General features: G+C 70.2%; 15 protein-coding genes and 1 riboswitch. Of the genes, 8 read left to right on the plus strand and 7 right to left on the minus strand.

Going from position 1 to position 16,179, the window contains the following annotated elements:
* Positions 1–58 precede the first annotated feature (58 nt).
* The 3 genes from AA23TX_RS01975 to AA23TX_RS01985 all read right to left on the minus strand — a co-directional run bounded on the left by AA23TX_RS01975 (position 59) and on the right by AA23TX_RS01985 (position 2,473).
* A complete protein-coding gene (locus AA23TX_RS01975; RefSeq protein ID WP_155540886.1) occupies positions 59–823 on the minus strand; it encodes an ABC transporter permease in 765 nt (254 codons plus the stop codon).
* A complete protein-coding gene (locus AA23TX_RS01980; protein ID WP_155540887.1) occupies positions 813–1,790 on the minus strand; it encodes an ATP-binding cassette domain-containing protein in 978 nt (325 codons plus the stop codon). The genes AA23TX_RS01975 and AA23TX_RS01980 overlap by 11 nt, the downstream gene beginning before the upstream one ends.
* Before the next feature lie 83 nt (positions 1,791–1,873).
* Positions 1,874–2,473, minus strand: coding sequence for a PadR family transcriptional regulator (locus tag AA23TX_RS01985; RefSeq protein WP_155540888.1), 600 nt, complete (start codon positions 2,471–2,473; stop codon positions 1,874–1,876).
* Positions 2,474–2,525: 52 nt separating this feature from the next.
* On the opposite strand from AA23TX_RS01985, the gene metG reads away from it, so the two are divergent.
* From metG to AA23TX_RS02025, 8 genes are all read left to right on the plus strand, one after another.
* Entirely contained in the window at positions 2,526–4,322 is a 1,797-nt protein-coding gene (gene metG, locus AA23TX_RS01990; protein ID WP_196425148.1) for a methionine--tRNA ligase, read from the plus strand.
* A 9-nt stretch (positions 4,323–4,331) separates the two neighbouring features.
* Positions 4,332–5,168 carry a TatD family hydrolase gene (locus tag AA23TX_RS01995; protein ID WP_155540889.1) on the plus strand — a complete coding sequence of 279 codons (837 nt, stop codon included), beginning with the start codon at positions 4,332–4,334 and terminating at the stop codon, positions 5,166–5,168.
* A 287-nt stretch (positions 5,169–5,455) separates the two neighbouring features.
* On the plus strand, positions 5,456–6,880 hold the full coding sequence (locus tag AA23TX_RS02000; RefSeq protein ID WP_155540890.1) for a resuscitation-promoting factor: 1,425 nt from the start codon (positions 5,456–5,458) through the stop codon (positions 6,878–6,880).
* Between the two features lie 180 nt (positions 6,881–7,060).
* Positions 7,061–7,897 carry a 16S rRNA (adenine(1518)-N(6)/adenine(1519)-N(6))-dimethyltransferase RsmA gene (gene rsmA, locus AA23TX_RS02005; protein WP_155540891.1) on the plus strand — a complete coding sequence of 279 codons (837 nt, stop codon included), beginning with the start codon at positions 7,061–7,063 and terminating at the stop codon, positions 7,895–7,897.
* Positions 7,898–8,035: 138 nt separating this feature from the next.
* A riboswitch (SAM riboswitch) is annotated at positions 8,036–8,126 on the plus strand.
* 209 nt (positions 8,127–8,335) lie between these two features.
* A complete protein-coding gene (locus AA23TX_RS02010) occupies positions 8,336–9,349 on the plus strand; it encodes a methionine ABC transporter ATP-binding protein (RefSeq protein ID WP_155540892.1) in 1,014 nt (337 codons plus the stop codon).
* 71 nt (positions 9,350–9,420) lie between these two features.
* Positions 9,421–10,383, plus strand: coding sequence for a 4-(cytidine 5'-diphospho)-2-C-methyl-D-erythritol kinase (locus AA23TX_RS02015; RefSeq protein ID WP_155540893.1), 963 nt, complete (start codon positions 9,421–9,423; stop codon positions 10,381–10,383).
* 46 nt (positions 10,384–10,429) lie between these two features.
* Positions 10,430–12,196: an ABC-F family ATP-binding cassette domain-containing protein gene (locus AA23TX_RS02020; RefSeq protein WP_155540894.1), complete on the plus strand. Its 1,767-nt coding sequence runs from the start codon at positions 10,430–10,432 to the stop codon at positions 12,194–12,196.
* Between the two features lie 53 nt (positions 12,197–12,249).
* Entirely contained in the window at positions 12,250–13,938 is a 1,689-nt protein-coding gene (locus tag AA23TX_RS02025; protein ID WP_155540895.1) for a fatty acyl-AMP ligase, read from the plus strand.
* A gap of 42 nt (positions 13,939–13,980) precedes the next feature.
* Here the strand turns inward: AA23TX_RS02025 and AA23TX_RS02030 are convergent, their stop codons facing one another.
* The 4 genes from AA23TX_RS02030 to AA23TX_RS02045 form a co-directional block, all read right to left on the minus strand.
* Positions 13,981–14,337 carry a DivIVA domain-containing protein gene (locus AA23TX_RS02030; RefSeq protein ID WP_155540896.1) on the minus strand — a complete coding sequence of 119 codons (357 nt, stop codon included), beginning with the start codon at positions 14,335–14,337 and terminating at the stop codon, positions 13,981–13,983.
* A gap of 169 nt (positions 14,338–14,506) precedes the next feature.
* Entirely contained in the window at positions 14,507–14,821 is a 315-nt protein-coding gene (locus AA23TX_RS50685) for a DivIVA domain-containing protein (protein WP_155540897.1), read from the minus strand.
* Between the two features lie 21 nt (positions 14,822–14,842).
* Complete coding sequence (pth, locus tag AA23TX_RS02040) at positions 14,843–15,436, minus strand: aminoacyl-tRNA hydrolase (RefSeq protein ID WP_155540898.1); 594 nt, start codon at positions 15,434–15,436, stop codon at positions 14,843–14,845.
* A gap of 65 nt (positions 15,437–15,501) precedes the next feature.
* The gene (locus AA23TX_RS02045) at positions 15,502–16,104 is read right to left on the minus strand and encodes a 50S ribosomal protein L25/general stress protein Ctc (RefSeq protein ID WP_155540899.1); all 603 of its coding nucleotides are present in this window, start codon (positions 16,102–16,104) and stop codon (positions 15,502–15,504) included.
* Between the last annotated feature and the right edge of the window lie 75 nt (positions 16,105–16,179).

Raw genomic sequence — 16,179 nt, forward strand, 5'->3', positions numbered from 1 at the left:
GATGAGAGCACACCATACGTCGCCGGAGGCGGACTCGCAGTCAGCAACACCAGGTTGATCAGGCGTTTTCTTGTTGGAAGGTCCGCGTGCCCCACCAGACGGACAGCACCGCCATCGCCAGCACGACCACGCTGCCGGTGAACAACGCGTCCATCGTGAAGTCGCCGCGGAACGAGTTCCGCTCGACGTCGACCACGTGCCGGAACGGGTTGATCTGGGAAATCGTGTACAGCCACTTCGGCGCGACGCCGGCCGTGATCGGCAGCAGGATCCCGGAAAGCAGCAGCAGCGGGATGAGCACGGCGTTGAGCAGGGCGGGGAACGTCTCCTCGCTCTTCAACGTCAGAGCCAGCGCGTAGGAGCACGACGCCAGCGACACGGCCAGCAGGAACACGATCACCAGGCTCAGCAGCATGCCGCCGACCGGTGCGTCGAGGTCGAACGCCAGGTACGCCAGCACGATGATCAACACGGCCTGCACGACGGCCTGCAGCGCGCTGGCCAGCACCTTGCCCAGCAGCAGCGCCCCGCGGCTGACCGGCGTCACCCGGAACCGCTCGACCACGCCGGAGCGGTAGTCGGCCAGCAGCCCGAACCCGACGAACGAGCTGCCGAACAACGCCAGCTGGGCGATCAGCGCCGGGGTGAGCAGCATCCAGCCGTCCACTTCGGACAGGCCTTGCGCCTGCATCGCCTTGACCATCAGCGGTCCGAACAGGAACAGGTACAGCAGCGGCTGCATGATCCCGATCATGACCCAGGTCGGGTTGCGCAGCGCCGCCTTCATGTCGCGGCGGAAGATCAGCCAGGTGTCACGCAGCACGGGGGCCCTCCTCGGCTTCGCGCAGCGAGCGCCCGGTCAGCGTCAGGAAGACGTCGTCGAGCGTCGGCCGGTGGACCTGGACCGAAAGCATCGGAATGCTCTTCGTGTCGAGCGCCCGCAGCAGCTCCGGCAGCGCGACGTCGCCGCGCGGTACCCGGAACCGGACGAGCCCGTCGGCGACGGACAGCTCGTGCGCGCCCGGCAGGCGTCCCGCGATCTCGGCGGCGTCCGCGCCCTGCTCCGGATCGACGCCCACTTCGACGCGGTCGCCGCTGACCCGCGCCTTCAGCGCGTCCGGCGTGCCCTCGGCGACGATCCGGCCGTCGTCGATGACGATCAGCCGGTCGGACAGCGCGTCGGCTTCGTCCAGGTAGTGGGTGGTGAGGAAGACCGTGACGCCCTGCTCGGCGCGCAGCCGGCGGATGTGCTCCCACAGGTTGGCGCGGCTCTGCGGGTCGAGCCCGGTCGACGGCTCGTCGAGGAACACCAGCCCCGGCGAGTGGATCAGCCCGAGCGCGATGTCGAGCCGCCGTCGCTGCCCGCCCGACAACGTCCTGGTCAGCCGCTGGTCCAGCCCGGTCAGGTCGAGCTGCTCGGTCAGTGCGGCGCCGCGCGCGATCGCGTCGGCCTTGCTCATCCGGTAGAGCCGCCCCTGCAGTTCGAGCTCATCGGCGACCGTGGTCTCCGGCGAGCTGCCGCCGCCCTGGGCGACGTAGCCGATGCGCTCCCGCACCCCCAGCGGGTCGGCCAGCAGGTCGCGGCCGCCGACGGTCGCGGTGCCCGCGGTCGGCTTCAGCAGCGTGGTCAGCATGCGCAGCGTGGTCGTCTTCCCGGCGCCGTTCGGCCCGAGGAACCCGACGAGCTCGCCCGCTTCGACGTCGAGGTCGACGCCCTTCACCGCGTGTACTTCGCCCCCAGTGCGGCCCTTGCGGCGGAACCGCCGCTCGAGACCGCGTGCCGTGATCATGGAGAAACCCCTCTCGAAGGTATTCAAGCTTGACTAGCTGAGGCGCTCACTGTGCCCCAGAAGAGTGCGCTAGTCAAACTTGATTACCGAGCGGGCGGCTCGCCGAATGCGTCCCCGGACTCGCCGGCCATCACGTACTCGCCCGCTTCGAGCCGGGCGATCAGGCCTTCGAGCCAGGCGAGGCTCGTGTCGGTGATCCCGCCCCACAGCCGGTACAGCTCACCGACGTGCTCGGGGGTGCCCTGCCCCATGTTCACCTTCAGCTCTTCCAGCATCAGCGTCGCCTGCTGCTGTTCGGCCCGCAGGTGCACCAGCCGGTGCCGCAGCAGGTTGATCACGCGCGCGCGGGGCAGCGTCGTCATCAGCGAGATGGCGGCCGACAGGTCGGGGTGGTTGAGCTCCGGATCGGACAGCGCCTTCGACAGCAGCACCTGGTACTCCTGCTCGCCCTCGCCGGTGAGCCGGTAGGCGGTCCGGTCCGGGCCGCCCTCGCCCGGCTCGACGTCGACCTGTTCCAGCAGGTCTTCGGCGGTCATCTTCTTCAGCGCGTGGTAGATCGAGCCGGGCTGGACGTTGGCCCACTTGTCCGCGGACCAGGTCAGCAGCTCCCGCCGCACCTGGTAGCCGTGCGCGCGGCCGTACATGCGCACCACCCCGAGCACGAGCAACCGTGTCGCCGACAACCGGGCCTCCCTCTCGACAAGGCGCGTGACGCCCTCCGTAGGCTAATAAGGTATGAGCACCCCTGTGTTGACCGCGGTGGCCTGGCCCTACGCCAACGGCCCCCGCCACATCGGCCACGTGTCCGGATTCGGCGTCCCGTCCGACGTCTTCTCCCGCTACCAGCGAATGGCCGGCAACCGGGTGCTCATGGTCTCCGGCACCGACGAACACGGCACCCCGATCACGGTCCAGGCCGACAAGGAGAACTCGACCCCGCAGCTGACGGCGGACAAGTACACCCGCCAGATCGGCACCGACCTGCAGGGCCTCGGCCTCTCCTACGACCTGTTCACCCGGACCACGACCGGCAACCACGCCGAGGTGACGCAGCAGATCTTCCTCGCGCTGCACCGCAACGGCTACGTCGTGCCGAAGACCACGCGCGGGGCGATCAGCCCGTCCACCGGCCGCACGCTGCCCGACCGCTACGTCGAGGGCACCTGCCCGATCTGCGGGTACGACGGCGCGCGCGGCGACCAGTGCGACAACTGCGGCAACCAGCTCGACGCCGCGGAGCTGATCAACCCGAAGTCGCGGATCAACGGCGAGACGCCGAAGTTCGTCGAGACCGAGCACTACTTCCTCGACCTGCCGGCGTTCACCAAGACCCTCGGCGACTGGCTGGGCACCAAGACCGACTGGCGCCCGAACGTCCTCAACTTCACGAAGAACCTGATCGACGACATGCGGCCGCGGCCGATCACCCGCGACCTCGACTGGGGCGTCAAGATCCCCCTCGACGGCTGGCGCGACCAGCCGCTGAAGCGGTTCTACGTCTGGTTCGACGCGGTGATCGGGTACTTCTCGGCGAGCGTCGAGTGGGCCCGCCGGTCCGGCAACCCGGACGCGTGGCAGGAGTGGTGGAACAACCCCGATGCCCGGTCGTACTACTTCATGGGCAAGGACAACATCACCTTCCACGCCCAGATCTGGCCTGCGCTGCTTTTCGGCCACAACGGCGAGGGCGACAAGGGCGGCGAGCCGGGCAAGTACGGCAAGCTGCACCTGCCCGACGAGATCGTCTCCAGCGAGTTCCTCACCATGAGCGGCTCGAAGTTCTCGACCTCGCGCGGGCGCGTGATCTACGTCGAGGACTTCCTGCGCGACTTCGGCCCGGACACGCTGCGGTACTTCATCTCGGTCGCCGGCCCGGAGACCCAGGACACCGACTTCACCTGGGACGAGTTCGTCCGCCGGACCAACTTCGAGCTGGCCAACGAGTGGGGCAACCTGGTCAACCGGTCCATCTCGATGGCGCACAAGAACGTCGGCGCCATCCCGCGCCCGGAGGCCCCGACCGCGGCCGACGAGGACCTGAAGGCCCTGTCCCGCAAGGCTTTCGACACCGCGGGCGCGCACCTGGCCCGGTCCCGGTTCAAGCTGGCGGCGAGCGAGGCGATGAAGGTCGTCACCGCGGCGAACAAGTACATCTCCGACCAGGAGCCGTGGAAGCTCAAGGACGACCCCGCGCGGCGCGACACGGTGCTGCACACCGCGCTGCAGGTCGTCTCCGACGCCAACACGCTGCTGACGCCGTTCCTGCCGCACTCGGCCCAGAAGGTGCACGAGGCCCTCGGCGGCACCGGCGTCTGGGCCGCGCAGCCGGAGCTCAAGGAGGTCGAGGACCTCGACATCGACGGCCGGGTCAACCCGATCCTCACCGGCGACTACGCGGGCGAGCAGGCGAAGTGGGAGTCGAAGCCGATCGAGGTCGGCAAGCCCCTGCAGAAGCCGTCGCCGCTGTTCACCAAGCTCGACCCGGCGCTCGGCGAGACCGGCCCGGAGTGGGCACCGATCACGAAGGACTAGAGGTAGTGCATGGGTGACGAGAAGCGCGAGCTGCCGCCGGTCCCGGACCGGCTCCCGGTGTCGGTGGTGGACGCGCACACCCATCTCGACGCGTGCGGTGCGGTCACCGCGGCCGATGTGAAGGCCGTGGTCGACCGCGCCGAGCGCGCGGGTGTCGCCCGCGTCGTCACGGTGGCCGACGACCTCGCGTCGGCCCGCTGGGCGGCCGAGGCGGCGACCTGGGACAGCCGGGTCTGGGCCGCCGTCGCGATCCACCCGACGCGGACCAAGGAGTTCGGCGAGGCCGAGAGGTCCGAAGTGGAGCGCCTGGCCGCGCAGGACCGCGTGGTCGCCGTCGGCGAGACCGGCCTCGACTACTACTGGGACTACTCGCCCCACGACGCCCAGCAGGAAGCCTTCCGCTGGCACATCGACCTCGCCAAGCGGCTGGACAAGCCGCTGATGATCCACGACCGCGAGGCCCACGACGACGTGCTGCGCATCCTGGCCGAAGAGAATGCGCCGAATGCCGTAATCTTCCATTGTTTTTCCGGGGACGCCGAAATGGCACGCAAGTGCGTCGACGCGGGATACGTCCTTTCCTTCGCCGGCACGGTGACGTTCAAGAACGCGAAGGGGCTCCACGAGGCGGCCCGGCTCTGCCCGGCGGACCAGTACCTCGTCGAAACCGACGCACCGTTTCTGACCCCCCACCCGTTCCGTGGACGGCCGAACGAGCCGTTCGGCGCGGCTTACACCGTTCGTCACCTCGCGGCGCTCAGGGGCGAAGCTGTCCACGAAGTCGCCCAATCGGTCCGGACCACTGCCGAGCGGGTCTACCGACTCCCCAGTGTCACAACGGGGTGAACGCACTGCGACATCAGGGTTCCTTGATCGTCCACCTGATGGAGTGACGGGGATCACGACACTCCGGGGGGTGTTTGCGCAACCCGGCGGGACCCGTTACTGTCCCGTGATCGTGCCGGTCGGTACTGCACCATGCAGTTGCCGACTGTTACGCCCACAGTCACGTCAGTGCACGTCGGGGAAGCGGAACCGGGTAGGTACGACCGGAACCGTGACGATGGCGCCGGCTGCGGGCCCAGACGTAAAGACGCCGCCCCGAACGGCGTCTTGGGAAAGGGAACGACCCGGTGACAGGTAGCAGACAGGCTGGAGCGCGCTCCGCCGTCCTCGAACGCAGTTATTTCGAGGACACCGCGTACGGTCAGCTCGACTTCTCCGACGACCCGAACATCACGCAGCAGGACATCCTCGCCGCGCTCGGCCCCGACGCCGACGCGATGATGGCCGAGATCGACGTCGACGTCGACGAGCTGATCCGCCTCATCAACGCGGAAACCACTTTCCTTCCCCCGATCGTCCTCCCGGACGAGTTCGAGGCGGACCGGACCGCGTCCCCGCAGGCCAAGAAGGCCGCGATGGACGAGAGCATCCGGGCGACCTCCAAGGTCTGGAAGCGCCGCTTCCTCAAGGGCGCCGTCCTCAGCGTCATGATCAGCGTCGCCGGCGGCGGCGCGGCCGCGCTGGCGATGAACAAGAGCATCACCGTCGACGTCGACGGCCAGCAGACCACCGTGCACTCGTTCGGCGACACCGTCGGCGAGGTGCTGGAGGACGCCGGCCTGTCGGTCGGCGCGCACGACTCGCTCTCCCCGTCCCCCCAGGCGGAGGTCGGCGACGGCGGGGTCATCAAGCTCGAGCGCGGCCGCCAGCTGAAGATGATCGTCGACGGCTCGGAGCACACCTCCTGGGTCCGCGCGACCCACCTCGGCGACGCGCTGGGTCAGCTCGGCATGGCCGGCGTGGACAAGCCCGGCACGTGGATGTCGATGCCGAAGGACGGCGAGCTGCCGCTGCAGGGCGCCACGGTCGAGATCAAGACCCTCAAGAACCTCACGCTCTACGACGGCGCCAACGCGCCGAAGAAGGTCACCACGACCGCGGTCACCACGAAGGAGTTCCTGGGCGAGTACAAGCTCACCCTGGGCCCGGAGGACCAGGCCGAGGGTGGCTTGGACGTCAAGCTGACCGACGGCGCCGAGGTGCACATCAGCCGCACCGGCGTCTCGACGGTCGTCCAGAAGGAAGACATCGCCCCGCCCGAGCAGAAGGTCGACGACCCGGACCTGGCCAAGGGCAAGACCTCGGTCGAGGACCCGGGCACCCCGGGCGAGAAGATGGTGACCTACAAGGTCACGCAGAAGAACGGCAAAGAGGTCTCCCGCGAGAGCATCTCCGAGCAGGTCATCACCCAGCCGAAGCCGAAGATCATCCACGTCGGCACCAAGCAGGCCCCGACGCCGGCGATCGGCGACGGCTCCTCGTGGGACCGCATCGCGCAGTGCGAGTCGGGCGGCAACTGGGCCATCAACACCGGCAACGGCTACTACGGCGGCCTCCAGTTCGACAAGCGCACGTGGGACGCCTACGGCGGCGACGCCTACGCGAACCTGCCGAGCCAGGCTTCGCGTGAGCAGCAGATCGCGATCGCGGAGAAGGTCCGCGACGCCCGCGGCGGCTACAGCGCCTGGCCGGTCTGCGGCAAGAAGGCCTGACACGCTTTTCGAGCGGCCCTCACCTCGCCGAGGTGAGGGCCGTTTCGCGTGCGCGAAGAGGCATCACGCGTGTCCCGAGGGGCATCACTCGTGATCAGGCGGGCATCGCGCGTGATGCCCTTCCCATCACGCGTGATGCCTGCCCAGTCACGCGTGATGCCCCATCGGTAGGCTTCAGCGGTGGTTGAACTGTTGGGACCTGCCGAGATCCGCGGGCTGGCGGCCGAGCTGGACGTGCGGCCGACCAAGAAGCTCGGGCAGAACTTCGTGCACGATCCCAACACCGTCCGGCGGATCGTCGAGCTGGCGAACGTCGGCCCGGACGACGTCGTCCTCGAGGTCGGGCCCGGGCTCGGGTCGCTGACCCTCGGGCTGCTCGCCACCGGCGCGCGCGTCGTCGCCGTCGAGATCGATCCCAAGCTCGCCGAACGGCTGCCCAAGACCGTCGCCGAGCGGGGTCTCGAGGCCGCGGAACGGCTGACCGTCGTCGAAGCCGACGCGATGCGCGTCAGCAAGGACGATCTGGGCGAGCCGACCGCGCTCGTCGCCAACCTGCCCTACAACGTCGCCGTCCCGGTCGTGCTGCACCTGCTCGCCGAGGTGCCGTCCCTGACGTCCGGCCTCGTCATGGTCCAGACCGAGGTCGCCGACCGGATGGCGGCCGGCCCCGGCAGCCGGATCTACGGCGTGCCGAGCGTCAAGCTCGCCTGGTACGGCCCGGCGCGCAAGGTCGCCGCCGTGCCGCGTTCGGTGTTCTGGCCGGTGCCGAACGTCGACTCCGCGCTCGTCGCCTTCGAGCGCGGTGACGCTCCGGCGTCGGACGACCGCGATCGGCTCTTCGGGCTCGTCGACGCCGCTTTCTCACAACGCCGGAAGACGCTCCGGGCCGCGCTGGCGGGCTGGGCGGGCTCGGCCGAACGGGCCGGGGAGCTGCTCACGGCCGCCGGGATCGACCCGAAAACCCGCGGTGAGCAGCTGGACGTGCACGACTTCGCCCGGCTCGCCGCCGCCCGTTAGCACGTCCACAGTGGAAGTCAACGCCGGTCGGTGAAAATACGCCTCTTGACGTGCGATCTCGCGATTCGGACACCTCCACTCGTGTGATCTGGGCCAACAGGCTTGCTTTCGCTCCTCGGGATCGGCTTTACTCGGAAGCGTCCATCCCGAGCGACTGAGAGACCTGGCTCGCCGAAGTCGCAGCAACCACCCTCCACAGGGCAGGTGCTACCGCCAGGACCGATGGAGGCCGTTTCCGATGAAGAGGGTAGCTCGCCCCCTGCTCCTGACCAGGCGTCGCGTAGTCGACGAAGGCCGCCGCTCCGTGACCGCATGTCGACGCTCCCACTGAGCTTGTCGTAGCCGGTCCACCCCTTCTTCACGCACCGTCCACATAGGACGGACTTTGCCTGCGGCCGGGTGCCGTTTCGTGCGCGCACCCCGTTTTCTGGAGCCTTCGTGATCACCGTCGAAAACCTGTCCAAAACCTTTGCCACCAACGGAAACTCGGTCGTCGCCCTGCGCGACGTGAGCGTCGAGGTCCAGGCCGGCTCGCTGTTCGGCGTGGTCGGCCCGGCCGGGTCCGGCAAGTCCGTCCTCGCCCGCTGCATCGCGCTGCAGGAGCGGCCCGACCGCGGCGTCGTCCGCCTCGACGGCCTCAACACCGGCACCCTCGACGGCCGCCGGCTGCGCGAGATCCGCCGTCAGCTCGGCGTCGTTTCGACGAAACCGGAGCTGATCGCCGAGCGCACGATCGCCGGCAACATCGCCTCCCCGCTCGAGCAGCTCGGCGTCGACGGCCCACAGCGCCGGAGCCGGGTCGGCTCGCTCCTCGACCTCGTCGGCCTGACGCAGCGTGCGACGCAGCGTCCCGGCGAGCTGACCGAGGGCCAGCTCCGCCGCGTCGCGGTCGCGAAGGCGCTGGCCGCGGCGCCGGCCGTGCTGCTCGCCGACGACCCGACCGCCGGCATCGACCCGGAGGAGGCCGGCGCGGTGCTCACCGTGCTCGACCGCGCCCGCGCCGAGTTGGGTACCACCATCGTGGTCACGACCCCGGACGCCGGCGTGGTCCGCCGGGTCTGCGACGACGTCGCGGTGCTCGAAGACGGCACGGTCGTCGAGCGCGGCACCGTCCTCGACCTGGTCTCGAACCCGGCCAGCCGCACGGCGCAGGCGCTGCTGCCCGCTATCGAGACGACCCGCGCCCAGATCGCGCGCTACGACCGCTCGGCCGACGTCGTGCTGGTCGGCTTCGCCTCGGTCGGCGCGCTGCTGCCCGAGGCCGCGGGCCGCTTCGACGTCGAGTTCGCCACGATCGGCGGCGGCCTGACCCGGATCGGCGACACGCCGGTCGGCCGGTTCCGCCTCGGCGTTCGCGGCGAGCGGGCCGACGCGGCGCTGGCGTGGGTCGCCGAGCGCGGCGGCCACGTGACGCACACCGCGCGCGGACCCCAGGGTGTTGCCGCAGCCTGATCTCAGACGCCGAAGACGCCCCGATGCGCACGTCGCATCGGGGCGTTTCCGTGGCCACGTAGGCTGGTCGGGTGCTCGCTGTAGTTCCGCCCCCAGTCACCGTCCGGGTCCCGGCCAAGGTCAACCTGCACCTGGCGGTCGACGACCTGCGCGAAGACGGTTACCACGAGCTGGTGACCGTGTTCCAGGCTCTGTCGCTGACCGACGAGGTGACCGTCGCGGTCACCGACGAGCCGGGGCTGGAGATCTACGGCGAGGGCGAAGGCTCGGTGCTCGCCGACGGCACCAACCTGGCCTGGCGCGCGGTCGAAGCGCTCTCCGCGCACGTCGGCCGCACCGAAGAGCCGAACGTCCGGGTGGTGCTGCGCAAGGGCATCCCGGTCGCGGGCGGCATGGCGGGCGGCAGCGCCGACGCCGCGGCGACCCTGGTCGGGCTGTCGAGCCTCTGGAACCTCGACGTCACGCGCGACGAGCTGGCCGAGATCGCCGCCGGCCTGGGCAGCGACGTCCCGTTCGCCCTCTACGGCGGCACGGCACTGGGCACCGGCCGGGGCGAGCAGCTCGTCCCGGTGCTGTCGCGGCACACGTTCCACTGGGTGCTGGCCTTCGACTCCGAAGGCCTGTCGACGCCGAAGGTGTTCAAGGAGCTGGACCGCCTGCGCGCGGCGGGCAACCCGCCGCGGATCGGCTCGCACACCCCGGTCGTCGAAGCACTGGCCTCGGGCGACCCGCGGCAGCTGGCGCTGCTGCTGGGCAACGACCTCCAGGCGGCAGCGGTCTCGCTGCGGCCCGAACTGCGCCGGACGCTGCGGGCCGGCGTCAACGCGGGCGCGCTCGCCGGCACGGTCTCCGGATCCGGCCCGACGTGCGCGTTCCTCTGCGAGGACGCGCGGTCGGCGGTGGAGGTCGCCGCGGAGCTGTCGGGCGCGGGGGTGTGCCGCACGGTCCGGGTGGCGCACGGCCCGGTGCCCGGCGCCCGCGTGGTCGGCGGGGACGACGCCCCACGCCCGGCGCCGCCGCGCGTGCACGCCTGATCGTCCACTGTGGATTCATACTTCTCGGAAAGGAACGGCTGAGCGGATGGCCAACCTGGTCAACCTGGAAGCGGTGAGCAAGTCCTACGGGGTGAAGCCACTGCTGGACGGCGTCTCACTGGGCGTCGCGGCCGGGCAGCGCATCGGTGTCGTCGGCCTCAACGGCGGCGGCAAGACCACCCTCCTGGAAGTCCTTTCCGGACTCGCCGCGCCGGATTCCGGGCGGGTGAGCCACGTCGGCGGCCTGCGGATGGCCGTGGTCACCCAGCGGACCGAGCTGCCGGACGGCAGCAGCGTCGGCGAGGTCGTGCTCGAACGCTACGGCGCCGAGCACGAATGGGCGGCCGACGCGCGCGTGCGGTCCATTGTGGACGGCCTGGGCATCACCGCGATCGGGCTGGACACGCCGACGGCGAACCTCTCCGGCGGCGAGCGGCGCCGGGTCTCCCTGGCCGCCGCGCTGACCGGCGAGCTCGACCTCGTCGTGCTCGACGAGCCGACCAACCACCTGGACGTCGAAGGTGTCCAGTGGCTCGCCGACCACCTGCTGAACCGGCGGATCGCGGTCGTGGTCGTCACCCACGACCGGTGGTTCCTCGACACCGTCGCGAGCCTGACGTGGGAGGTCGCGAACGGCCGCGTCGAGCAGTACGAAGGTGGTTACGCCGACTGGATCTTCGCGCGCGCCGAGCGGGCGCGGCTGGCCGCGACGGCCGAGGAGAAGCGGCAGAACCTGGCGCGCAAGGAGCTGGCGTGGCTGCGCCGCGGCCCGCAGGCGCGCTCGTCGAAGCCGCGCTACCGCATCGACGCGGCCGAGGCGCTGATCGCGGACGTGCCGCCGCCGCGCGACTCCGTCGAGCTGATGGCGTTCGCGAAGCGACGCTTGGGCAAGACCGTGCTGGAGCTGGAAGACACGACGTACACGGTCGGCGACCGGACGCTGCTCGACCACGTCACCTGGCGGGTCGGGCCGGGCGACCGGATCGGCCTGGTCGGGGTCAACGGCTCCGGCAAGACGTCCCTGCTGAAGCTGCTGGGCGGCGACGTCGAAGGCTCGACCGGACGCCGGATCGAGGGCAAGACGGTCGCGCTCGCGCACCTGCGCCAGGAGCTCGACGACCTGCCCGGCGACCTGCGCGTGCTGCAGGCGATCGAGCAGGTGGCCGGGCGCGTGGTGTTCGGCAAGCAGGAGATGACGGCGTCGCAGCTGGGCGAGAAGCTCGGCTTCCCGCAGGAGCGCCAGTGGACCCCGGTCGGGGACCTGTCGGGCGGCGAGCGGCGCCGGCTGCAGCTGTGCCGGCTGCTGATGGCCGAGCCGAACGTCCTGCTCCTCGACGAGCCGACGAACGACCTGGACATCGACACGCTGCAGCAGCTGGAGGATCTCCTCGACGGCTGGCCGGGCACGATGGTCGTCGTCTCGCACGACCGCTACCTGGTGGAACGCGTCTGCGACACGATCGTCGCCCTCTTCGGCGACGGCCGCATCACCCACCTGCCGGGCGGCATCGAGGAGTACCTGAACCGCCGCGCACTGGCCAAGGAACCGGCGGCCGCAGCGGCTCCGACGGCAGCGAAGGCAGAGGCCAAGAAGTCGGCGGCGGACCTGCGCGCGGCGCAGAAGGACCTGGGGCGCCTGGAGCGCAAGCTGGACCAGCTGCACGCGAAGGAGGAGAAGCTCCACGCGGCCTTGCTGGAGGCGGCGACGGACCCGGCGAAGCTGATGTCGCTCAACGCCGAGCTGAAGGGCGTCCAGGCCGAGGTGGCGGACGTCGAGGGCCGCTGGCTGGAGACCTCAGAGCTGCTGGAGTGAGCTGTTTCCGCCTTGATCGGCGGATGTTGACAGCGAGACAGTAATCTCTGGCCATGAGCAGGTTCGTGGACACGCTCGTCGCCACCGCGGCGGGCCGGGGTCAGCAGCGTGGCATGGTCACCGGAGAGCCGAAGGAGCCGGTCCGGCGGACCTGGGCCGAGGTGCACGAACAGGCCCGGCGGGTCGCCGGTGGCCTGGTCGCGGGTGGGTTCGAGCAGGGGACGGCGGTCGGGGTGCTGGCCGCCGCGCCGGTGCTGATCGCGCCGACCGTGCAGGCCGTCTGGCTGGCCGGGGGCAGCGTCACCATGCTGCACCAGCCGACCCCGCGCACCGACCTCGCCGAATGGGCCGAGGACACCGTGCGCGTGCTCGGGATGATCGGCTCGGACCTGGTGCTGCTGGGTGAGCCGTTCGACCAGCTCGCCCCGCTGCTGGAGGAGAAGGGCATCGGCTACCGGCTCATCACCGAGCTGGCCGATGCCGAGCCGCTCGCCGACGTCGTCGTAACCGACGAGGGCGAGACCGCGCTGCTGCAGCTCACCAGCGGCTCGACCGCCGACCCCAAGGCCGTGCGGATCACCTACGGGAACCTCTACTCGAACGTCAAGGCCATGGTCGACCGCGCGGAGTTCGACTTCGACACCGACGTGATGGTGTCCTGGCTGCCGACATTCCACGACATGGGGATGGTCGGCTTCCTGACCGTGCCGATGACCTTCGGCGTCGAGCTGGTCAAGATCACGCCCGTCGAGTTCCTTTCCGGGCCGTTGATCTGGCCCGAGCTGATCACCAAGTACGGCGGCACGACGACGGCGGCGCCGAACTTCGCGTACGCCATCGTCGGGCGCCGGATGGCGCGCGTCGACGAGGATGACGCCTACGACCTCTCGAAGCTGCGGATCGCCCTGAACGGCGCCAAGCCCATCGACGAGACCGCCGTCCAGACCTTCGTGGACGCCGGTGCCCGGTTCAAGATGCCGGCGGAATGCGTTTTCCCGGCCTACGGCATGGCCGAGGCGACGCTCGCCGTGTCGTTCGCGCCGCTGTTCACCGGGCTCACGCTCGACGTCGTCGAGGCCGACGCGCTGGAGGCGGACAACCGCGCGGTGCCGGTCCCCGAGGGCGACCCGCGGCGCGGCACCGACAGCGTCCGGTCGTTCGCGCTGCTCGGCCGTCCGCTGGACGGGCTGGAAGCCGAGATCGTCGACGACGCGGGTGCGTCGCTCGGCGACCGCGAAGTCGGCGAGATCCGGCTGCGCGGCGAGGCCGTGACGCCCGGCTACCTGACCATGGACGGCCCGCTCGACACCCAGGACGCCGACGGCTGGCTGAACACCGGCGACCTCGGGTACCTGGTCGACGGCCAGATCGTCATCTGCGGGCGCCGCAAGGACGTCATCATCATGGGCGGCCGCAACTTGTACCCGACGGACATCGAGCGCGCGGCGACGTCGGTCGAGGGCGTCCGGGCGGGCAACGCGGTGGCGGTGCGGCTGGACGCGGGCAGCCGCCGCGAGCGGTTCGCGGTGGTCGTGGAGTCGAAGCTGGCGGGCGACGCCGAGGCCGAGAAGAACCTGATGAAGCAGGTCTCGGCCCGGGTGCGCGACGCCGTCGACATGCGGCCGTACGCGGTGGTGGTGCTGCCGGCGGGGAGCCTGCCGAAGACCCCGTCGGGCAAGGTCAAGCGCGCGGCGACGGCCCAGCAGTTCGCCGACAAGATCAAGAAGAACGCCGACTCCTGACGCACTCCGGCGGCGGGCCGTGGGGACCCGCCGCCGGAGGGGTCAGCGCTGCTGGAGACGTTCCGCGTGGATCGTCGGCGGGGCCGCGCGTTCGGTCGTGGCTTCCGATGGGGTACGCGCGCCCGGGAGGCCCGGTGCGTGGCCGGTGCGGGCGGCGAGCTGGTCTTCCACCGAGTCGAGGAACTCGTCGACCTCGCGCTCGTCGTAGCCGCGCTTGCCGATCAGCGGCTTCGCGAACATGACGTGGTGCACTTCGGCGGCGGTCAGGTCGTCCTCCTCGGCGAGCGTCTTGGCGACGCGCCGGACGAACTCGTCGACCTCGTGCTTCGCGTAGCCACGGCGGCCGATCGGGGCGTTACCGAAGGTGACCTCGGCGAGGTCTTCGGCGGTGAACGACATGCAACTCTCCGATTCCGGGGTTGTGCGGTGCGAACTGCCGTACACCGTCCTAACCCGCGGACGGGTTCCCCGGAAGGGGCAGACCTCGAAGCTCACCCCGACGGGCGGACGCCGTCCGCCTGTGAGTGAGCCGGGACTACTCAGCGCTGTGTGGCCGGATTCACACTCGTCAGGACCGGCCGAACCACTTCCGCGGGCCCTCCGGGCGCCGCTCCTCGACCGCCGGCCGCGGGTTCCGCAGCTCGATGAGCGCCGCCTCCGCCTCGTCCAGGAACAGGTCGACCTGAGCCTGGTCGTAGCTGCGCATGCCGACCGGCATGATCGTGAAGTCGACGTAGTGGATGTCGTCGGCGGTCAGGATGTTCCGGCCGTCGAGCGCATCGGCGATCAGGTCGAGGAAGGCGTCGACCTCGTCCTCGTTGTAGCCGCGCCGGCCGAAGCGGGGTTTGCCGAACGCGATCGCCCGGACTTCGTCAGGGGTCATGGGTTCACCTTGCCACCGATGTCAGCCTGCATGGAAGGCGTTTTGCGCGGCCGCGAGACCCGTTCCGACCAGGGCTTCGGTCGCGTCCGCGCACCGGTCCACCTCGAACGGGAGCTCCTTGCGCTCGACCGTCCCGAAGTCCTTCAGCACGAAGTCCGCCGGGTCCTGGCGGCCGGGCGGGCGGCCGATGCCGAACCGGACCCGGTAGTAGTCACGGGTGCCGAGCGACTTCGTGATCGAGCGGAGTCCATTGTGCCCGTTGTCGCCGCCGCCGAACTTGAGCTTCAGCGCGCCGAAGTCGACGTCCAGCTCGTCGTGCACGACGACGATGCCGGTCGGCGGCACCTTGTAGAACCGCGCCGCACCGACCACCGGCCCGCCGGAGAGGTTCATGTAGGTGCGCGGCTTCACCAGCACGACCCGGCGGCCGGACAGCCGGCCTTCGAGCACCTCGCCGCCGCTCTTGTGCGTCTTGAACTTGCCGCCGATCCGGGAGGCGAGCTCGTCCAGCACCATGAAGCCGACATTGTGCCGGTTTCCGGCGTACTGGGGTCCGGGATTGCCAAGGCCGGCGAGCAGGATCAGCTCGCCGGCCCCGGGCAGGTCTTCGGTCATGCAAAAAAGGTAACAGCGGAGCGAAGCTCCTCCGTTGAGGGTGGTGGCGGGGAGGAAGGCGGAGGCTATTCGGCGGCTTCGGCCGACTCTTCGCCCGCTTCGGCGGCGTCGTCGTCGGCCTCTTCACGCTGCGGCTCGTTCACGGCGACGACCAGCGACTCGGGGTCGGTGACCAGGGTGGCGCCCTGCGGCAGCTCGACCTGGCCGGCCAGGACCTGGCTGCCGACCTCGAGGCCCTCGATCGAGACCTCGAACTGCTCCGGGATGTGCAGCGCCTCGACCTCGACCTGCAGGGTGTCGACGTCCTGGTTGACCAGGCCACCGGGGCCGGGGTTGCCCGTGACGACGACCGGCACGTCGACGACGATCTTCTCGCCGCGCTTCACGACCAGCAGGTCGACGTGCTCGATGTAGTTCTTGAGCGGGTGCACGACGATGGTCTTCGTCAGCGCGAGCTCGTCGGAGCCCTCGAGCGCGAGGGTGATGACGGCGTTGGAGCCGTTCTCGCGGACGACGCGGGCGAACTCGATGGCCGGCAGCGCGAAGTGCCGCGGGTCCGAGCCGTGGCCGTACAGGACGGCGGGGATCTTGCCGGCGCGACGCGTGCGACGCGCGGCGCCCTTGCCGAACTCGGTGCGCGGCTCGACGGACAGACGTACCTCGGACACGGTGTGGCACTCCTTCAAATCACGAACATGGTGCGGGAGACAGCATGCTGCGGCGGGGATGCTTGCGTTGTTCTG

This window comes from Amycolatopsis camponoti (genome assembly GCF_902497555.1).
Classification (GTDB): Bacteria; Actinomycetota; Actinomycetes; order Mycobacteriales; family Pseudonocardiaceae; genus Amycolatopsis; species Amycolatopsis camponoti.